This is a genomic window from Amycolatopsis sp. CA-128772 (genome assembly GCF_002904295.1).
In the GTDB taxonomy this organism is placed as follows: domain Bacteria; phylum Actinomycetota; class Actinomycetes; order Mycobacteriales; family Pseudonocardiaceae; genus Amycolatopsis.
Map to the genome: position 1 here is coordinate 215,779 of NZ_PPHG01000087.1, position 18,125 is coordinate 233,903.

General features: G+C 73.3%; 15 protein-coding genes. 6 read left to right on the forward strand and 9 right to left on the reverse strand.

The window, feature by feature from the left end:
- Nucleotides 1-5 precede the first annotated feature (5 nt).
- From glgX to C2L59_RS38640, 6 genes are read right to left on the reverse strand one after another with little or no spacing between them, the layout of a single operon-like run.
- A complete protein-coding gene (gene glgX, locus C2L59_RS38615; protein ID WP_103354534.1) occupies nucleotides 6-2,141 on the reverse strand; it encodes a glycogen debranching protein GlgX in 2,136 nt (711 codons plus the stop codon).
- Between the two features lie 26 nt (nucleotides 2,142-2,167).
- Nucleotides 2,168-2,503 (reverse strand): STAS domain-containing protein, encoded by a 336-nt coding sequence (locus C2L59_RS38620; RefSeq protein WP_003077073.1) that lies wholly within the window; start codon nucleotides 2,501-2,503, stop codon nucleotides 2,168-2,170.
- A 27-nt stretch (nucleotides 2,504-2,530) separates the two neighbouring features.
- A complete protein-coding gene (locus C2L59_RS38625) occupies nucleotides 2,531-4,351 on the reverse strand; it encodes an AGE family epimerase/isomerase (protein WP_103354535.1) in 1,821 nt (606 codons plus the stop codon).
- Between the two features lie 46 nt (nucleotides 4,352-4,397).
- Nucleotides 4,398-5,030 carry a DJ-1/PfpI family protein gene (locus tag C2L59_RS38630; RefSeq protein ID WP_103354536.1) on the reverse strand — a complete coding sequence of 211 codons (633 nt, stop codon included), beginning with the start codon at nucleotides 5,028-5,030 and terminating at the stop codon, nucleotides 4,398-4,400.
- 13 nt (nucleotides 5,031-5,043) lie between these two features.
- Nucleotides 5,044-6,660, reverse strand: a complete 1,617-nt coding sequence (locus tag C2L59_RS38635) for a thiamine pyrophosphate-binding protein (RefSeq protein WP_103354537.1) — start codon at nucleotides 6,658-6,660, stop codon at nucleotides 5,044-5,046.
- 25 nt (nucleotides 6,661-6,685) lie between these two features.
- Complete coding sequence (locus C2L59_RS38640) at nucleotides 6,686-7,510, reverse strand: type 1 glutamine amidotransferase domain-containing protein (protein WP_103354538.1); 825 nt, start codon at nucleotides 7,508-7,510, stop codon at nucleotides 6,686-6,688.
- A 210-nt stretch (nucleotides 7,511-7,720) separates the two neighbouring features.
- Here C2L59_RS38640 and C2L59_RS38645 point away from each other — a divergent pair, with 210 nt between their 5' ends.
- Nucleotides 7,721-9,361 (forward strand): FAD-dependent oxidoreductase, encoded by a 1,641-nt coding sequence (locus C2L59_RS38645; protein WP_103354539.1) that lies wholly within the window; start codon nucleotides 7,721-7,723, stop codon nucleotides 9,359-9,361.
- A gap of 457 nt (nucleotides 9,362-9,818) precedes the next feature.
- Here C2L59_RS38645 and C2L59_RS38650 read toward each other — a convergent pair whose 3' ends face one another.
- Nucleotides 9,819-10,553 carry a hypothetical protein gene (locus tag C2L59_RS38650; RefSeq protein ID WP_103354540.1) on the reverse strand — a complete coding sequence of 245 codons (735 nt, stop codon included), beginning with the start codon at nucleotides 10,551-10,553 and terminating at the stop codon, nucleotides 9,819-9,821.
- Nucleotides 10,554-10,742: 189 nt separating this feature from the next.
- Between C2L59_RS38650 and C2L59_RS38655 the strand changes: the two genes are divergently transcribed.
- Nucleotides 10,743-12,206, forward strand: a complete 1,464-nt coding sequence (locus C2L59_RS38655; RefSeq protein WP_103354541.1) for an MFS transporter — start codon at nucleotides 10,743-10,745, stop codon at nucleotides 12,204-12,206.
- Nucleotides 12,207-12,295: 89 nt separating this feature from the next.
- Here C2L59_RS38655 and C2L59_RS38660 read toward each other — a convergent pair whose 3' ends face one another.
- Nucleotides 12,296-13,477, reverse strand: a complete 1,182-nt coding sequence (locus C2L59_RS38660; protein WP_103354542.1) for an amidohydrolase family protein — start codon at nucleotides 13,475-13,477, stop codon at nucleotides 12,296-12,298.
- Between the two features lie 66 nt (nucleotides 13,478-13,543).
- Nucleotides 13,544-14,230: an EthD domain-containing protein gene (locus C2L59_RS38665; protein ID WP_103354543.1), complete on the reverse strand. Its 687-nt coding sequence runs from the start codon at nucleotides 14,228-14,230 to the stop codon at nucleotides 13,544-13,546.
- A gap of 165 nt (nucleotides 14,231-14,395) precedes the next feature.
- Between C2L59_RS38665 and C2L59_RS38670 the strand changes: the two genes are divergently transcribed.
- Genes C2L59_RS38670 through C2L59_RS38685 form a run of 4 tightly spaced genes read left to right on the forward strand, consistent with a single transcriptional unit; the run spans nucleotide 14,396 to nucleotide 18,076 of the window.
- Nucleotides 14,396-15,190 carry an SDR family NAD(P)-dependent oxidoreductase gene (locus tag C2L59_RS38670; protein WP_233223923.1) on the forward strand — a complete coding sequence of 265 codons (795 nt, stop codon included), beginning with the start codon at nucleotides 14,396-14,398 and terminating at the stop codon, nucleotides 15,188-15,190.
- The gene (locus tag C2L59_RS38675) at nucleotides 15,190-16,407 is read left to right on the forward strand and encodes an aminotransferase class I/II-fold pyridoxal phosphate-dependent enzyme (protein WP_103354545.1); all 1,218 of its coding nucleotides are present in this window, start codon (nucleotides 15,190-15,192) and stop codon (nucleotides 16,405-16,407) included. The genes C2L59_RS38670 and C2L59_RS38675 overlap by 1 nt, the downstream gene beginning before the upstream one ends.
- The gene (locus C2L59_RS38680) at nucleotides 16,404-17,333 is read left to right on the forward strand and encodes a diiron oxygenase (RefSeq protein WP_103354546.1); all 930 of its coding nucleotides are present in this window, start codon (nucleotides 16,404-16,406) and stop codon (nucleotides 17,331-17,333) included. The genes C2L59_RS38675 and C2L59_RS38680 overlap by 4 nt, the downstream gene beginning before the upstream one ends.
- Nucleotides 17,333-18,076: a tryptophan 2,3-dioxygenase family protein gene (locus C2L59_RS38685; RefSeq protein ID WP_103354547.1), complete on the forward strand. Its 744-nt coding sequence runs from the start codon at nucleotides 17,333-17,335 to the stop codon at nucleotides 18,074-18,076. The genes C2L59_RS38680 and C2L59_RS38685 overlap by 1 nt, the downstream gene beginning before the upstream one ends.
- Nucleotides 18,077-18,125 lie beyond the last annotated feature (49 nt).

Consider the following 18,125-nt stretch of genomic DNA (forward strand, 5'->3'; position numbering starts at 1 on the left):
GTGGTTCACTCCTCGTGCGATCGCGCCGCGGCCGGGCCCGGCCGGGCGAGCAGCACCGCGGCGGACCGCGGGGCCAGCCGGACCGAGTCCTGCCGGGGCAGGGGTGGTTCGGTGCCGGGCGCGTGGCTGTCCGCGCCCGGCCCGGCGCCGGTGTCGGCGAACCGGTGCCAGGTCAGCTCGGGCGGCAGCCCGGGCAGCTGCAGCTCGTGCGGCTCCCAGTGCGCGTTGGCCGCCACGTAGACGCAGTCGTCGGCGCCGCTCGCGTCGCGGGCGCACAGCATCGCGGCGAACACGCGGCTGTGCGGCGACCAGTCCGGCGTCCACGCGCGCACGCCGTGCCAGCTGACGTCCGGGAACAGGCCCTGGCTGCGCCCGGTCGGCTGGCGCCGCCGCCGCAGGCACGGGTGCGCCCGGCGGAAGGCGATCAGGTGCCGGGTGAACCGGACGAGCCCGGCGTTGCGCTCGACCAGCGTCCAGTCGAACCAGGACAGCTCGTCGTCGTGGCAGTAGGCGTTGTTGTTGCCGTGCTGGGTCCGCCCGGCCTCGTCGCCGGCCAGCAGCATCGGGATGCCGTGGCTGGTGAGCAGGATCAGCAGCGCGTTGCGGACCTGCCGGTCGCGCAGCCGGGCGACCGGGCCGCCGTCCACCGGGCCCTCGTGCCCGCAGTTCCACGAGATGTTGTGGTTCTCGCCGTCGCGGCTGTCCTCGCCGTTGGCCTCGTTGTGCTTGTCGTTGTAGGACACCAGGTCCCGCAGGGTGAAGCCGTCGTGCGCGGTGACGAAGTTGACCGAGGCCACCGCGCCGCGGCGGGCGTAGAGGTCCGGCGAGCCGACGAACCGGGTGGCCAGCTCGGCCACGCTGCCGACGTCCCCCTTGAGGAAGTGCCGCAGCGCGTCGCGGTAGCCGGCGTTCCACTCCGCCCAGCGGCAGTAGTCCGGGAAGCTGCCCACCTGGAACAGCCCGCCCGCGTCCCACACCTCGGCGACCAGCTTGCAGTCGCGCAGCACCGGGTCGTGCGCGAGGGCCTCCAGCAGCGGCGGATTGGCCAGCGGGACGCCGTCGGTGGCGCGGCCGAGGATGGCGGCGAGGTCGAACCGGAAGCCGTCGACGTGGAACTCCGACGCCCAGTAGCGCAGGCAGTCCAGCACGAACCCGCGCACCACCGGGTGGTTGCAGTTGAGCGTGTTGCCGGTGCCGCTGAAGTTGAAATAGTGCCCGTCGGGGGTGAGCATGTAGTAGGTGCGGTTGTCCAGCCCGCGCAGCGACAGCGTCGGGCCCCGTTCGTCACCTTCGGCGGTGTGGTTGAACACCACGTCGAGCATCACCTCGATGCCCGCCCGGTGCAGTTCCTTGACCGTGTGCTTGAACTCGTCGACCTGCATGCCGTGCCGCCCGGTGGCGGCGTAGCCGGCCTTGGGCGCGAAGAAGCCGACCGTGCTGTAGCCCCAGTAGTTCGCCAGCGGCTCGCCCGTGCTCGGGTCGGTGCGGACGTTGTCGCGCTCGTCGAACTCGAACACCGGCATCAGCTCGACGCAGGTGACGCCGAGTTCGACCAGGTACGGGATCTTGGCCACCAGCCCGGCGAACGTGCCCGGTGCGCCGACACCGGAGCTGGGGTGCGCGGTGAACCCGCGCACGTGCGTCTCGTAGACGACCAGGTCTTCGGGCGGGATCCGAAGCGGCCGGTCGCCTTCCCAGTCGAAGTCGGCGGGCGCGATCCGGGAGCGCCACGGCCGGTCCGGCCCGCACCGCCAGCGCTCGCGCCCCGACAGCAGGGTCGCGTACGGGTCGACGAGCAGCGCCCGGCCGTCGAACCGGTCGCCTTCGGCCGGCGCGAACGGGCCGTCCGCGCGGTAGGCGTAGGCGATGGCCTCCGGGTCGACGCCGAACACCGTCATCGCGTACACCCCGCCGATCCGGAAGGACTCGTCGAAGCGCAGTTCCGCGAGCGGCTCGTCCTCCCCCACGGGGAAGAGCACCAGGGTCATCGCGGTGGCGTTGTTCGAGTACACCGAAAAGTTGACCCCGCCGGGCACCGGTGTCGCCCCGAAGGGCAGCGGCTGCCCGGCGCGGACCTCGAACCCGCCGATGCGGTGGGTCGGGTACGCGTCGATCCGCGCCGGCAACGACGTCCAGCTCATCACACCTCCTGCGTCCGGTTCGCTTCTCACGGCTCGAGTGCGGCGAGCCCTTCGGCGAGCGTGTCGGTCACGGTGAAGAAGCCGAGGAACCCGGTCGCCGCCATCACCTCGCGGACGTCCGGCGGGGCGCAGGCGAGCGCCAGCCGGGCGCCGTTGGCCTGCGCCTGCCGGTAGACCAGCAGCAGCACCCGCAACCCGGCGCTGGACATGTACGACGTCCGGCCGAGGTCGATGAGCACCAGCCCGCGCGGCGGCACCAGGTCGCCGAGCTGCTCGTGCACCCGGGGGGCGGTGCTGCTGTCGAGTTCCCCGTCCAGCGCGATCACGGTGACCGCGCCCTGCATGTACTTCGCGACTTCCATAGCGGTTCTCCGGTCTCCATCGGGCGATCAGCGGTCCACCGGCGAGAGGTGGGCGCACACGGTCAGTTCGCCGGCGCTGTCGGGCAGGCGCACCAGCAGCCGGTCGGGGTCGTAGGCGGCGTACGGGCGGCCGTCGACCTCGACCCAGTCCAGCCGGACCCGCCCCGGCGGCAGCGCGTCCGGCGCCACCCGCAGCACCCGGCCGGCGAACCCGTCGGGGCGCGGGCGGAACCACAGCGACAGCGGCTCCCCGCCGATCAGCAGCCGCTGGTACACGGTGGCGAGGTAGCACAGCTCGGAGGCGTGGTACATGCTCATCGAGTGGCTGCCCTTGAGCCGCTCGGTGCCGAGCAGGTAGGGGACGCCGGAGGCGAGCACGTTGAAGTAGACGCCGCCCTCGTCGTGGTCGAGGAAGAAAGCGTTGTAGAACGCCGATGCCTGCCGTGCCTGGTCGAGGAAGGCGGGGTCGCCGCCGTTGCCCGCGAGCACCAGGTAGGCGAGGATCGCCTGCTCCTGCTGCCACCACGCCTTGCGGTCGTGCCAGACGAACCGGTGCCGGCCGTGCCCGGGGGCCGGCGTCCGCTCGACGACGTCGTACCAGCCGCCGCGGCGGAGGTCGGCGCCGTACTCGGGCAGGGCCTTGCCGATCCGGGCGGCCAGTTCCCGGTAGGCCGCCTTGGGGCGGATCGCGTTCATCCGCATCAGGTTCCAGGCGATCTTGAGGTTGTGCCCGACCACCGCGCGGTCCTGCTGCCAGCCGTGGCCGGAGTCGGGGGTCCAGTCGGCGTGGAAGCGTTCGCGCACGAACGGGCTGCCCTCGTCCGGGAAGTGCTCGACGATCAGGTCGAACGTCTCCTCCAGCATGTCCGCGTGCCGCTCGTCGCCGGTCGCGAGGAACAGGTTGATTAGGTACGCCGGCGCGTGGTCGCCGATCGAGTTCCAGTTCTTGCGCGCGCGGTTCGGCCCGAGCGACGCCTCGTGCGGGCTGAGCCGGAGCGGGTCGATGTGCGAGAAGTACCCGCCGTGCTCCGGGTCCCGGAAGAACCGCCGGAACAGCCGCAGGGTCGCTTCGGCGTCCTCGGCGATCCGCGGGTCGCCGGTGATCCGGTAGGTCTGCGTCGGGCCGGCGAGGGCGTAGATCTGCTCGTACGCCGGGATGGCGTGGTAGTCGTCGCCGAACTCGGAGGTGAACAGCTTCTCGTGGTAGCCGCCGCGCACGTCGATCCCGTGGTACCAGTAGACGACGTCCTCGTCGCGGTCGACGAACCGCATGTGCTCGCGCAGGTACTCGGTGCCGCTCTCGGCAACTCGCAGGTAGTCCTCTTCGCCGGTGAGCAGGAAGGCCGACGCCATCCCGTAGACCAGCCGCGAGATCGTGTCGGTCTCCTGCACGTGGTGGTCGCTCTTGTCCCCGCCCAGGCGCAGGACCGTGCGGTAGTCGGCGAAGTCCGCGTGCCCGGCCGAGCCGAACTGGGCCCGGCGGTAGAACCGGGCCAGCTCGGCGAGCTGCCGGACCCACCACCCGCGCTGTTCGAACGCGTACCCGGTGGCGCTCCGGCCGCAGAACACGATGTCCTTGGCCTCGAAGACGTGCCCGCCGCGATCCGGGTAGAACACGCCGTAGGCGAACAGCGGCCGGCCCGGCTCCAGGAGCTCGTCGAGCTCGCCGGTGGCGTCGGCGCCGGGCTCGCCGAGGTTGCGCAGGAACCGGGCCGACGTCGTCGGGGTCAGCTCGGCGCGGACCGGCCGGCCGTCGTGCGTGCGCAGGTCGGCCACCCGGGTGCGGCGGTCGTAGCCGGTGACGCGCGCGGCCACCAGGTCGGAGTAGGGGAAGTCGGGACTGGTCATGGTCGGCGCTCCCGCGGCCTGAGATCCGATGTGGACAGTTCCTCGGTCAGCCCGCGCGGCGCCACCGGCGGGGCCGCCGCGCCGAGCGCGCCGCGACCAGGTCGATGATCGCGCGGGCGAACAGGTGGCAGTGGTCGGCGCTGCGCGCGGTGACCAGGTCGCCGTCGACGACGACGTCCTGGTCGGTGTAGACCGCGCCCATGTTGCGCACGTCGCCGAGCAGGTTCACGTGCGCGGTCACCCGGCGGCCGCGGACGTGCTCGGGGATCGGCGACACGAGCCACATGCCGTGGCAGATCACGCCCTTGAGCACCCCCGGCATGCCGAACGCGCGGCGCAGCAGGTCCACGGCCGGCGCGAGCCGGCCCGCGTCCTCGGTGTAGCGCAGCCGGTCGGAGACCATCCCGGAGGGCACGATCAGCGCGTCGAACCCGGCGAGGGTGTCGTCGTCGACCCGCTCGAGGTCGTCGTCGACGGTCACCGGGAGGCCGAACTCGTGCCCGGTGAAGGTCAGCGAGTCCTGGCCCCAGAGCCGGGTGAGCCAGCGGACGGTGGCGCCCTCCTCGGCGAACCGGCGTTCGTAGTAGTGCAGTTCCGGCTCGACGTAGTCGGCTTCGAGCAGGATCGCGATCGTCCGCCCGGTCAGCACGCCGCCTTCGCGCGGCACCAGCTCCTTCATCGCGCTCCCCCGCTCACGCCGTCACCAGGTCGATCAGGAACGGCCCGGTGGCGGCCAGCATCCGTGCCACCGCTTCGTCCACCTCGGACGCCTTGGCCACCTGGACGCCGTCGACGCCCATCGCCGCGGCGAGCTCGACGAAGCCGATCTCGGGGTCGCCGAGGGCGAACCCGCCGGGGTACTCGTGCGGCTCGATGCCGCGTTCGGCCCGGTACTGGTCGAGGTTGTGGTCCAGCAGCCGGTACCGGCCGTTGTTGCAGACGACGAACCGGGCGGCGATGCCGTAGCGCGCGGCCGTCCACAGCGCCTGCGGGGTGTACATGCTGCCGCCGTCGCCGGTGAACCCGACGACCTCGGCCTCCGGCCGGGCCAGTTTCGCGCCGATCGCGCCGGTGATGCCGACGCCGAGGGAACCGCCCCGGGTGAGGAAGTAGTTCCCCGGGGTGCGCGGCGGGAGGTGCTTGACCAGCCCGGGTGACGCGGTCAGCGCTTCGTCGAACACCACCAGGTCCGGGCCGGCCTGCGCGGCCAGCGCGGCGGCGAACCGTTCGACCAGCGGGCTGTCGTCGCCGACCTCCGGCGCGCTCCAGGTGTCGCGGGCCAGCTCGGTCCAGCCGGTGTCGGGCAGCTCGTCGGCGAGCAGGTCGCCGAGGGCGGCCAGGGTCGGCTTCGGGTCGGCCACCAGCGGCACGTCCACCGGGAAGTTCTTCGCCACCTCGTAGTCGTTCAGGTCGACGTGGACGATCTTCGCGTCCGGCGCGAACGGGCTGCGCAGCTCCGGGAACACCTCGGGGAAGACGTAGGTGCCGGCGATGAGCACCGCATCGGCCCCGCCGACGACGCTCGCGCTGTGCGTACCGAACATGTGCCCGAGCTGCCCGCGGTAGAGCGGGTGCGTGGTGTCCATGTTGACCTCGGAGTCGTTCACCCCCCACACCGGCGCGTTGAGCAGCTCGGCCACCCGGGTCAGCTCGGCCTGGGCACCGGACACCGAGACGCCGTCGCCGAGCAGGACGATCGGCTGCTGCGCCGACGCCAGCAGCGCGGCCGCACGGTCGAGCTCGCCCGGCACCGGCAGCACCGCGCGGGTCGGGACGACCGTGCGGACCGCCGGCTCGGTGGTCAGCTCGTCGAGCACGTCCATCGGCAGCGAGACGAACACCGGGCCGCGCGGCGGGGTCATGGCGATCTTCACCGCCCGCCGCAGCACCCGCAGCAGCGAGCCGGGGTGCAGCACCCGCGTCGCGTACTTCGTCACCGGGCGCGCCATGGCGACCAGGTCGGCCGCCATCTGCGCGTCCAGCGCGTCGTAGCGGACGCCGGCCTCGCCCGCGATCACGACCAGCGGCGAATGGCCCCGCATGGCCTGGTACAGCATGCCGATCCCGTTGCCGAGGCCGACGCCCGTGTGCAGCTGGACGAGCGCCGGCCGGCCGCCGGCCCGGGCGTACCCGTCGGCGATCCCGACGACCGCCGCCTCCTGCAGGCCCAGCACGTAGCCGATGCCGGGGAAGTTCCCGAGCTCGTCGAGGAAGCCCTGTTCCACCGTGCCCGGGTTGCCGAACATCCGGGTGATGCCGTCGGCGGCGAACTGCTCGAGCATCGCCACCCGGCCCGCGCGTGCGGTCATCGTGCTCTCCTTTGTTCTTGACTGACTACCAGCCGAAGCGGCGCAGGCCCTGTTCCAGCACCTCGACCAGCTTCTGGCCGGCGAGGAAGGAGTCCGGGGTGGACCGGGCGGTGATGAACGGGTAGTCGACGATCACCGAGGTCTCCTTGCCGACGTTGCCGTGGTAGCGCCCGTCCGGGGCGGTGGCGTCGCGCAGGATGTATTCGAGCGGGTACGGCGGCGGCCCCATGTTGAAGTCGACGCCGACGAACCCGGTGCCGTCCTTGTAGTCGTATTCCTTGCAGTGGCCGGTGACGTGCTTGCCGCGGATGATGCTGGTCCGGTCCTCCCAGTCGCGGGCGAAGGCCAGCGGCGCGACGCCGTAGCACTCGCCGACCACCGGCTTGTCCGCCCGGACGAAGGCGAGGATCAGCTCGTGCAGCCGCCCGTTGTTGGCCAGGTCGACGATCGGGCCGCTGCCGCCGACGATCACCAGCGCGTCGTAGCGGGCGACCTCGGTGTCCAGAGTGGACAGATCGCGGTAGTACGCCTCGATCAGCCGCAGGAACCCGGGCTCGCTGTGGTACGGCCGCTCCGGAATCAGCTCGGCCAGGCTCAGCGGGTCGTCCAGCCGGGCGGACTCGTCGAGCTCGCGCGCGGCGACGGCGACCTCCGGCGTGGTGACCGACCGGCCGAGCGGCGGGTCGACGTAGCCGGGGTCGAGGCTCGGCGGCAGCGCCTGCGGCCGCTTCCCGTTGGGGGTGGCGAACACGCTCTCGTAGCCGGCCGCATCGGTGGCGGTCACCGGGCCGAGCAGCTCCTCACCCCAGTAGCCGTACTCGGAGAGCACGTACAGGATCTTCTTGGACATCGGCACTCCCGTGCTGGTGCTGTGGAATTCCCGGGATCCGGGCTGCTTCCCAGTGAAGCAACCGGATCCGCCGCGGAGCCAGGGAAAAGCCTTACGGCACCGTCACTTCGACAAGTCGGGCCGGCGCCCGGACGTCGATTCGGGGGTACCTCGGCGGACTTCGTGACGTCGGGATCGCACCCGCGCGCGTGCGGTGCGGACACTGCGATCATGGTGACCGCCAAGCAGTCCGCGCCCGCCCTGCTGGTCGTCGACGACGACCCGACCGTGCTCAGTGCGCTGCGGCGCGACCTCGGCCGCTACCGCGACCGGTACCGCGTCCTGGCCACCGGCACGCCCCGGGCGGCGCTGGGCATCCTCGACACGCTGCGCGAGCGGGGCAGCGAAGCGGCGTTACTGCTGGTGGACCAGCGGATGCCGGAGATGACCGGCACCGAGTTCCTCGGGCACGCCCGGGAGCGGTTCCCCGCGGCGAAGAAGGTGCTCCTGACCGCGTACGCGGACACCTCCGTCGCGATCACCGCGATCAACGAAGTGCGCCTGGACCACTACCTCGTCAAGCCGTGGGAGCCGCCGGAAGAGCGGCTCTACCCGGTGCTGGACGACCTGCTCGCGTCGTGGGAGGCGGCTTATTGCCCGCCCTACGGCGGCATCCGCTTGGTGGGCCACCCGTTCGCGCCGGCCACGCACCGGTTGCGCGACTTCCTGACCCGCCACCAGCAGCCGTTCCGCTTCGTCGACGTCACGACGGCTCGCGGCGACGACGTCGAAGGGGCGGCGTGGCCGCTCGTGCACCTGCCGGACGGGACCCGGCTGTCCCAGCCGACGCACCGCGAGCTGGCCGAGGTGCTCGGGCTCGCGCCGGCCGTGGACCGCCCGCACTACGACACGGTGATCGTCGGCGGCGGCCCGACCGGGCTGGCGGCGGCCGTCTACGGTTCGTCGGAGGGGCTGAGCACGCTGCTGGTGGACGCCTACGTGCCGGGCGGGCAGGCGGGCACGTCGAGCCGGATCGAGAACTACCTGGGCTTTCCGGCCGGCGTGTCGGGCGCGGAGCTGACCCGGCGCGCGGTGGCGCAGGCCCGCCGGTTCGGCACGGACATCCTGGCGCCGGTTTCGGCGGTCGCGTTGCGCGCGGCGGGCCGCGCCCGGGTGCTGTGCCTTTCCGACGGCCGCGAAGTCACGGCGGGCGCGGTGCTGCTGGCGACGGGCCTGGCGTACCAGCGTCTGGAGGCGGCGGGCGCCGAGCGGTTCGAAGGCGCCGGGATCTATTACGGAGCAACGACTTCGGAGACGACGACGTGCGCGCAGGGGCACGCGTGGATCGTCGGCGGGGCGAACTCGGCGGGTCAGGCGGCGCTGCACTTCGCCGAGCACGCGTCACGGGTGACGCTGCTGGTGCGCGGGTCGTCCCTGGAGGCTTCGATGTCGCGTTACCTGGTCGACGAGATCCGCCGCCACCCGGCGATCGACGTCCGCCTGGACACCACGGTGGTGGCCGCGGACGGCGACGACCGCCTCCGCCGCCTGACCCTGTGCGACCGCCGGACCGGCCGGGTATCCACAGAGGACGCGGAGTACCTGTTCACGTTCATCGGCGCCCGGCCCCGCACGGAGTGGCTGGCGGACGCGGTCTCCCGCGACGGCCACGGGTTCCTCCTGACGGGCCCGGACCTGCCATCGGACGACAACTGGGACCTGCCGCGGCGCCCGTTCCTGCTGGAGACGAACATGCCGGGGGTGTTCGCGGCCGGGGACGCACGGGCGGGGTCGGTGAAGCGGATCGCGTCGGGGGTGGGTGAGGGGGCTATGGCCGCTTCGCTCATCCACCGCTACCGCGCCGAATCCTGACCACGGCCGCCGGCTGTTTCGCTGGGGAAAGCGTGGCCGGGCCCGGGGTCGCGCGGGGTCGGTCAAGTCGACCGCTCCCGGGCCGGCACAAGCCTGGGGTGTTCCCCGCCCGAGACACGCAGGCCGGCTCGCCTCCGCCGACCACTTCCGAGGTCGGCCGAGGCCGGCGTGTTCCCCGCCGGAGACACGCAGGCCGGCTCGGCTCCGCCGACCGCTCCCGAGGTCGGCCGAGGCCGGCGTGTTCGCCGCCGGAGACACGCAGGGCAGCTCGCCCCGGCCGACCGCTCCCGAGGTCGGCTGGAGCCGGCATGTTCGCCGCTGCCCCGGCGGGCTCCGTCGAGCCAGCCGCTCACCGAGGCCGGCGAAGGCGCATGGCCGCTTCGCTCATCCACCGAATCCTGACCACGAAGAAGGCCACCCGGGCGACCCGGGTGGCCTTTCCGCGCTTCCGGTGAGGTCAGGACGTCACCGTCAGCAGGTACTGCAGCAGCGTCACCAGCTCGCCGCGCTCGGCGTCGGACAGGACGTCGAACACCGGGGCCAGGAGCTGGTTCGTCACGTCGATCGCGCTCTGCCAGCGCTTGCCGACCTGGCGGACCCTCGAGGCCTCCAGCTGGCCGGGCCAGCCGAACAGGTCCCAGATCACCGACGGCGAGTGGTAGCGCAGCGCGTCCTGCGGGGCCAGGTCGCCGGCCAGGACCGCGACCATGTGGCGGGCTCCGCGCAGCTCGCGCAGGACGTTCAGCTGGTGCAGGGCGTGCGCCTTCGGCTCGGCCGGGACCTCCAGGGCCCGCCAGCCCGCGAACACCGGGGCCAGCTCGGGGCCCGCCGCGGCGACCACCGGGTCCAGGAGCTCGGCCAGGCGGGCCGCGTCGAACTCGTCCGGGATGTGCTCCTGCGCCCAGCCGGCCGCGCACGCCGCGAATTCGATCGACGCCTCCTGGCGCGGCAGGACGTCGCGGCTGCGTTCCCACACCACCCGCAGCGACTCGGCGTTGACGAAGGTGAACCCCGCCGCGACCACGTCGGAGTCGACGTCGCCCAGTACCCCGCCGCGGCCGACGAAGTAGAAGTCCGACTCGACGAACCCCAGTTCCGCGCCGCGGGCCAGGGTCTTGCTGCCGAGCATGAAGCCGGACGGGATCCGGCGGATCGGGTCCTCGGTCGCCGCGGCGACGTCGAGTGAATGCATGGCTGTCTCCTTCTCGGAGGCGGGCTGGGGGGACGGGGGCCGGGCGCGGGAACCCCCGCGACGGCACGACCCTGAGCCAGCATGCGCCCCGGCCGGCGCGGTCAACCAGAACCGGCTCATGCTGGTACTGCCAATACCACGACTGGTTCAGGCTCTCCACGCGCGCGATCGGTGCCCCAGGCTGGTCCCATGGCTACTGACGCATCCCGGCCGGACCCGCCCACGCGCTTCGGCGCCCGGCGCTGGCTCCTCCTCATCATGCTCTGCGCATCGCAGTTCATGGTCGCGCTCGACTTTTCGATCGTCAGCGTGGCCCTGCCCGCCATCGGGCGTGACCTCGGCTTCACCTCCACCGCGGACCTGCAGTGGGTGATGACGGCCTTCATCCTGTTCATCGCCGGGTTCCTGCTGCTGTTCGGGCGGGCGTCCGACCTGTTCGGCCGCCGCCGGCTGTTCCTCATCGGCGTCGCGCTGTTCACGGTGTTCTCGCTCGCCGGCGGCCTCGCCGAAACGCCGTGGCTGCTCATCCTGGCCCGCGCCGGCCAGGGCATCGGCGCGGCGATGGTCGGCCCGTCGGCGATGTCGCTGCTGACGACGTCCTTCCGCGAGGGCCCGGAACGCCAGAAGGCGCTCAGCGTCAACGGCGCGGTCCTGATGCTCGGCTTCATCGTCGGCGTGATCAGCGGTGGCATCATCACCGGCGCCCTCAGCTGGCGCTGGACCATGCTGCTGCTGGCGATCATCGGCGCCGTCGTGTTCGTCGCCGCGATCGCGCTGCTGGAGGAGAGCAAGGACGCGAACGCCGCCCGGCTCGACGTGCCCGGCGCGGTGCTCGCGACGGCCGGCATCCTGGCGCTCGTCTACGGCATCTCGACCGGCGACAGCGCCGGCTGGGGCAGCCCGGCGACGATCGGCACGCTCGCCGCCGGGGTGGTGTTCCTCGGCCTGTTCCTCTACGCCGAGGCGAAACACCCGGCCCCGCTGGCGCCGCTGGACGTCCTGCGGCGGCGGTCGGTGAAGTGGGGCGGCCTGGCCGGGTTCATCACGTTCGGCATGTGCGGCGGCGCGACCGTGCTCGAGACGCTCTACATGCAGGACGTGCTGGGCTACAGCCCGATGCGCACCGGCCTGTCGCTGATCCCCCTCGGCGGCTCCGCGGTGATCGGCGGGCTCATCGGGAACAGGACGATCGGCGCGCTCGGCGTGCCGCGCGCGCTCGTCTGCGGGCTGCTGCTGCAGGCGGTGTCGACCGGCCTGATGGTGCTGCTGCCCCAGAGCGGCAACTTCACGCTGCTGGTGCTGACCAACATCGGCCTCGGCTTCGGCCACGTGACGGCGGTCATCGCGTTCAACATCACGGTGACGTCCGGGCTGCCGGACGACAAGCAGGGCCTGGCCGGCGGCCTGGCGCAGACGGCGCAGCAGCTGGGCAGCGCGGTGTGGCTGCCGGTGCTCGCGGCGGTGGTCACGGCCCGCACGGCGAGCCTGCAGGTCACCGGCGACACGGTGGCGGCCACGACGAGCGGCCTGCACGCGGGCCTGCTGACCGCGGCCCTGATCGCGCTGTTCGGCGCGGCGGTGGCCACGATCTTCCTGCGCGGCCGCCGGACCGCGACCGCAACGGTCCCGGTCCCTGCGGGCGTCAACGACTGAGCCGATCACCCCCCGAGCAGGCGCCCGCCGGTCTTCCCAGGGACCGGCGGGCGCCTCCTTCTTTGCCTGGGGAGGTGGGAAAGCAGCAGTCAGCCGGCCCCCGCCGCCCGGAGCACGCCCTCCCGGCACACGCCGACCACCCGCCGGGTCGCTTCGATCTCGGCCAGCGGGTTGCCTGCCACCAGGACCAGGTCCGCCCTCTTCCCCACCACGATCTCCCCGCGGTCCGCGAGCCCGAACCGCCGGGCCGGGGCCGAGGTCGCCGCCACCAGGGCCGCCCGTGGTGTCAGCCCCGCGTCGACCAGCAGCTCCAGTTCCCGGTGCAGGCTCAGCCCGTGCGCGGTGCCGGGCGCGCCGGCGTCCGTCCCGGCCAGCACACACACTCCCGCCCTGGCCAGCGGCGCCACGATCTCCGCGGCGTACTCGGCCGCATACCCGTCGGCCGCCGACGGGGCCATCGGGGCCGCCAGATTCGCCAGTGCCGCCGCGTCCAGCGCCCGCGCCGCTTCCGGCCCGCAAGTGCCCGGCCGCCCGCAGAAGGACTCCAGCACCGTCAGCGTCGGCACCACGAAGACGTCCCGTGCCGCCAGTTCCGCGACGAACTCGCGACCGGGCGGCCGGTCGAACGGCAGGTGCGCCAGCCCGTCGGCCCCGGCGCGCACCGCCTCCAGCGCCGATCGCACGTCCGTCGCGTGCACCACCGCGAGCAGCCCGCGTTCGTGCGCCGCCGCGACCAGCGCCGCCACGGCGTCCGCGGTCAGCGACGGCCGGTGCCCCTCGCCCGGCACCGAGGACGCGAACACCTTCAGGTAGTCCGATCCCTCGGCCACGCGCGCCGCGACGAACGCCGGCGCGTCCGACGGCGAGGCCAGCGCCGGGAACGGCCCGAACAGTCCGTGGTGGACGAGCTGGGCCGGGTGGCCGCCGGGTGCGGTGGCGCCGATGCCCGCCGACCGGACGTCCGAGACCGCCCCGCCGCGAGCGGCCTGCGCCCGGACCGCCCGCAGCACCGCCGGGTCGGCGAACATGTCGAGCTGCGTGGTGACGCCGAACGCGAAGCCGTGCCGCAGCCCGGGAAGCGTGATGTGCACGTGCGCGTCGATCAGGCCGGGCAGCAGCGTCCGGCCCGCGCCCGGGACGACGTCCGCGCCGGACGCCGGCAGGTCGTCGCCGAGCGCGGCGATCCGGCCGGCGTCGACGAGCACGCTCGTCCGGGGGCGCACGTCGTGGCCGTCGAACAGCCGGATGTCGCGGAACAGCACGGGCGGCACGGGAACCTCCTCGCGGCACGGGAAGGCCGCCGTCCGGCGGGACGGCGGCCTCGAAGGATCCGGGGTCTAGCGCGGCTCGGGGCCGATGATCCAGTGCTCCCGGACGACCATCTCGTGCACGTACCGCGGCTCCACAAGGGACAGCAGCTCTTCGTGGGCCCGCTGGTACGCCGGCGACTCCAGCGCGGCGGCGAGAGCGTCGGTGTCGTCGAACCACAGCTGCTGCGCCGCGTCCAGCAGCGCCTCGCCGACGCCGTAGTAGCCGTCGCGGGTGGTGCCCTGCAGGTACCGGCGCAGGCCGGGGACCTCGGCGGCGAGGTCGGCGTACTTGCCCCGCAGCCGCTCGCGGAATTCGGCCAGCGGCAGCCCTTCGCGGCGCTTGACCAGCTGGATCAGCTTGACACCGCCCGCGTCGGCCGGGCCCGGGACGACCTCGTGCGCGTCGGTGTCGAGGACGACCGAGCGCCAGAACGCGGCCCACCGCGGCTCGTCGAGCCGGGCGCCGTTCAGGAACTCGTCGGTCTGCAGCGAGGCCAGCTGCTCCTCGTCGTTGGCCAGCCAGATCTCCGCGACCCCGCTCCACATCGGATCCTCGGGCTCCGGCCCGAACGGGATCCGCGTGTCGATCAGGTACTTCCGGATCTGCGGGATCTTGGCGGCGTACCGGACCGCGTGCTCTTCGACCCAGTAGCGCTGGAACTCCTGCTCGCTCATGCCCGGCTTGGGATGGGCGAAGATCAGTTGGTGGATCATGCGGTGCTCCCTTGTCGGTGCGCGTGGTGACCGGATCCCATGGCACCGCGGGCCGCGCGCGGGCGGCAAGGGCGCCGCGGGCACTCCCCCAAGTCGGCCCGCGACCGCACGAAGTAGCCGCCGGATCCGTGCGGCCACTCCGGTTCCGCCGTGAGAATCCCTGGCATGGCTGGACGTGGAGTGCTCGTCACCGGCGGCTCGAGTGGCCTGGGCGAAGCGATGGTGCGCAGGTTCGCGCTCGGCGGCGACCGGGTCTGGTTCACCTACCGGTCCCATCCGGACGCGGCCGCGCGGCTGGTCGCCGAAGTGGCGGCGTTCGGCGGCAAGGCCGAGGCGTTCGAGCTGGACCAGGGCGACGCGGGCAGCCACCGGCGGCTGCTCGAGCGCGTCCACGGCCCGGTGGACGTCCTGGTCAACAACGCCGCGGTCGGCACCAAGACCGTCGAAAACCTCGTCGACGGCCCGGTCGAGCAGCGCGACGAGGCGTTCCTGCGGGTCAACAGCGTCGGTCCACTGTGGATGATCCGGGCGCTGCTGCCGGCCATGCTGGACCGCGGCTACGGCAAGATCGTCAACGTCTGCAGCGTCGGCGGCGGGATCGCCACCTTCCCCGCGTTCGACATCGCCGACGGGATGAGCAAGGCGGCGCTGGCCTACCTGACCCGGCACCTCGCCGCGCAGCTCGTGCACGACCCGGTGCACGTCTTCGCGATCTGCCCCGGCGCGACGCACACGCCGATGCTGCGCGCGAGCCTGCTCGACGCGCTGAGCGAGCCGCACCTGGCCGAGCTGACCCGCCGGCTGCCCGGCGGCCGGCTGCTCGATCCGGCCGAGCTCGCCGAGCTGACCTGGTGGCTGTGCGAGGAACCGGCGGCGCTGCTGCACGGCGCGGTGCTGGACGCCTCGCGCGGCCTCGGCGTGCACCCCGGCCTGGTCACCGGCCCGGAAGCGGGTTGCTGATGGTGGCCAAGCGCGCGGCCGCGCTGGCCGGGCGCGTTCCGGCGATCGCCGCGGCCCACCTGCGCGCCGAAGCGGACCCCTACCACCCGGTGACCAACCCCGGCGGCTTCCTCAACCTGGGCACCGCGGAGAACCGGCTCGTCTGGGACCTGCTGGCCGGCCGCGTCACGGCGCCGCGGCGGCTGACCCCGGCCGACGTCCGGTACGGCCCGCTGCACGGCACGCGCAAGCTGCGCGAAGCGACCGCCGCGCAGCTCTCCCGCCTCCTGCTCACCGCGGTGGACGCCGACGAGCTGGTGGTCGTCAGCGGGGCCAGCGCCGCCCTCGACATCGCCGCGAGCGTGCTGTGCGACCCCGGTGACGCCGTCGTCGTGCCCGCGCCCTACTACGGCGCGCTCGAGGTGCTGCTCACGGCCCGGTCCGGGGCCCGGCTGCTGCCGGCGCCGATGCGGGCGGCGGACGGCTTCCGGCTCGATCCGGCCGTCGTGGCGGAGACCGTGACGGCCGCGCGCCGCCGCGGTGAGACCGTGCGGGCGCTGGTGCTGACGTCCCCGGACAACCCGACCGGCCGGGTGCACCCGGCCGGCGTGCTGCGCGAGCTGCTCGCCGTCGCCGCGCGGCTGGACCTCGACGTCGTCGCCGACGAGATCTACGCCGGGTCGGTGTTCGGTGCCACGCCGTTCACCAGCGTGCTCGACGGCGGCCCGCGCGTGCACGTCGTCTGGGGGTTCGCCAAGGACTTCGGGTTGCCGGGGCTCAAGGTCGGTGCGCTGTGCAGCAGCGATCCCGAGGTGCTCGCCGCGGCCCGCGCCTTGGCCTATTTCGCGCCGGTGTCGAGCGACACGCAGGCGCTGCTGGCCGGGCTGCTCACCGACGGCGACTGGGTGCGCGGCTACCTCGACGGCTCCCGCGCCCGGCTGGCCGCGGCCTACGCGGGCGTCACGGCCGCGCTGGCCGAGGCGGGTGTCCCGTACGTGCCGGCGGGCGCGGGGTTCTCGGTGTGGCTGGACCTCCGCGCCTGGCTGGCGGAACCGGGCACCCCGGGCGAGCACGAGCTGTGGCGGCGGATCCTGGACGCGGCGCGGGTGAACATCCTGCCCGGGTCGGCGTTCGGCGCCCCGGAACCGGGCTGGTTCCGGCTCTGCTTCGCCACCGACGCGGCACTGGTGCGCGAAGCCGTCCGACGCCTCGGCGCGCTCCCGCGGGTTCCGCGATGAGCCGCGGCCCGCTCGACGGCTGGTACGAAGCCGCCGGGGTGCGTACCGGCGTCCGGCGGATGCTGCACGACGAGTCCGACGCCGGCAAGGTGTTCTTCCCGGAGCGGCTGGTGCCGTACCTGGCGCACGAAGCCGTGGCGGGCCTTCCGGCGTCGCGGCGGCGCGAGCTGGCCGTCCGGCACCTGTACCAGTTCCTGCTGTCCACGACGCACCTGGAGACCCGGGTGGTCAACCGCGGCGCCGAGCTGATCGCCGACGACCGCTGCGGTGTCCCGCTGGCCACGCGGACCCGGCTGGACGCGTTCAAGGTGTACTGCGACGAGGGTTACCACTCGCTCTACAGCCTCGACCTGGCCGACCAGGTGGCGGCCACGACCGGGATCGCCATCCCCCGCTGGGACTACGGCGGGTTCGTCGCGCAGCTCGGTGCCGTGGCGGCGGAGTCGTTGCGGGCGTACCCGGCGCTCGCGCCGCTGCTGCAGACCGTGGTGTTCGAAACGCTCGTCACCAGCATCCTCAACGAGGTTCCGGCCGACGCCGGGGTCGTCACCACGGTCCGCGACCTGGTCCGCGACCACGCGAAGGACGAAGGCCGCCACCACCGGTTCTTCACGGCGTTCTTCCACGAGCTGTGGCACGGCCTGGACGGCGGCACCCGGGCGGCGGTCGCGGTCGCGCTGCCGGAGCTGATGAAGAGCTGCCTGGTCTGGGACGTCGCGCCGGTGCGCTCGTCGCTGCGGCTGGCCGGGCTGGACGCGGCGACGGCGGCCGCGGTCGCCGACGACTGCTACCGCGGCGACGACGAACGGTTCCGCACGATCTGCCGCGCTTCGCTGCGGATGTGCGCGTCGGCGGGGGTGTTCGAGGTGCCGGGAGCGGTGGACGCCTTCGTGGCGCACGGGCTGCTCACCGGGGAGGAGTTCTGATGCCGGGCTACGGGGACTACCTGGAGCTGCCCGCCCTGCTCGCGCTCCAGCGGCCGCTGGCGGGCCCGCGGGCGCGGGACGAGCTGCTGTTCGTGGTGGTGCACCAGGCGTTCGAGCTGTGGTTCAAGCAGCTGCTGTTCGAGCTCGAGGACGCGCGGGACCTGATGCTGACCGGCGAGGTGCACCTGCCGCGCCGCCGGCTGGAGCGGGCGGTGGCGGTGCAGCGGATGCTGCTGGGCCAGTTCGACGTCCTGGACACGATGGCCCCGCAGGACTTCCAGCTGTTCCGCGGCGTGCTGGGCACGGGCAACGGCGGGCAGTCGGCCCAGTTCCGCGAGATCGCCCTGCTGTCGGGCGCCGCCCGGGAGGAGGGCACGCCCGACCGCCCGTGGTATTCGGCGGCGGAGCAGGCCCGCCTCCGGCGGCGGGCGGCCGAGCCGACGCTCTGGGACGGTTACCTGGCCGTGCTGGAGAAGGCGGGCTTCGCGGTGGCGACGGAGGACGAACGGTTCGAGGCCTACACCCGGATCGCGGAGGCTCAGGAGTCGCTGTGGGAGCTGGCCGAAGCGCTCGTCGCGCACGACCAGGCGTGGGCCGCGTGGCAGGGGCGGCACCTGCTGACGGTGCAGCGGCAGATCGGCCGCCGGCGGGGTACCGGCGGGACGACGGGGGCAGCCCACCTCAGCGGGCGGCGGGACGTGCGGTTCTACCCGGAGCTGTGGGAGCTGCGCGCACGGCTCTGACGCTCCCGGCGCCCGCTCACCTCATCCGGCTGCGCCGGAAATCCTCGCG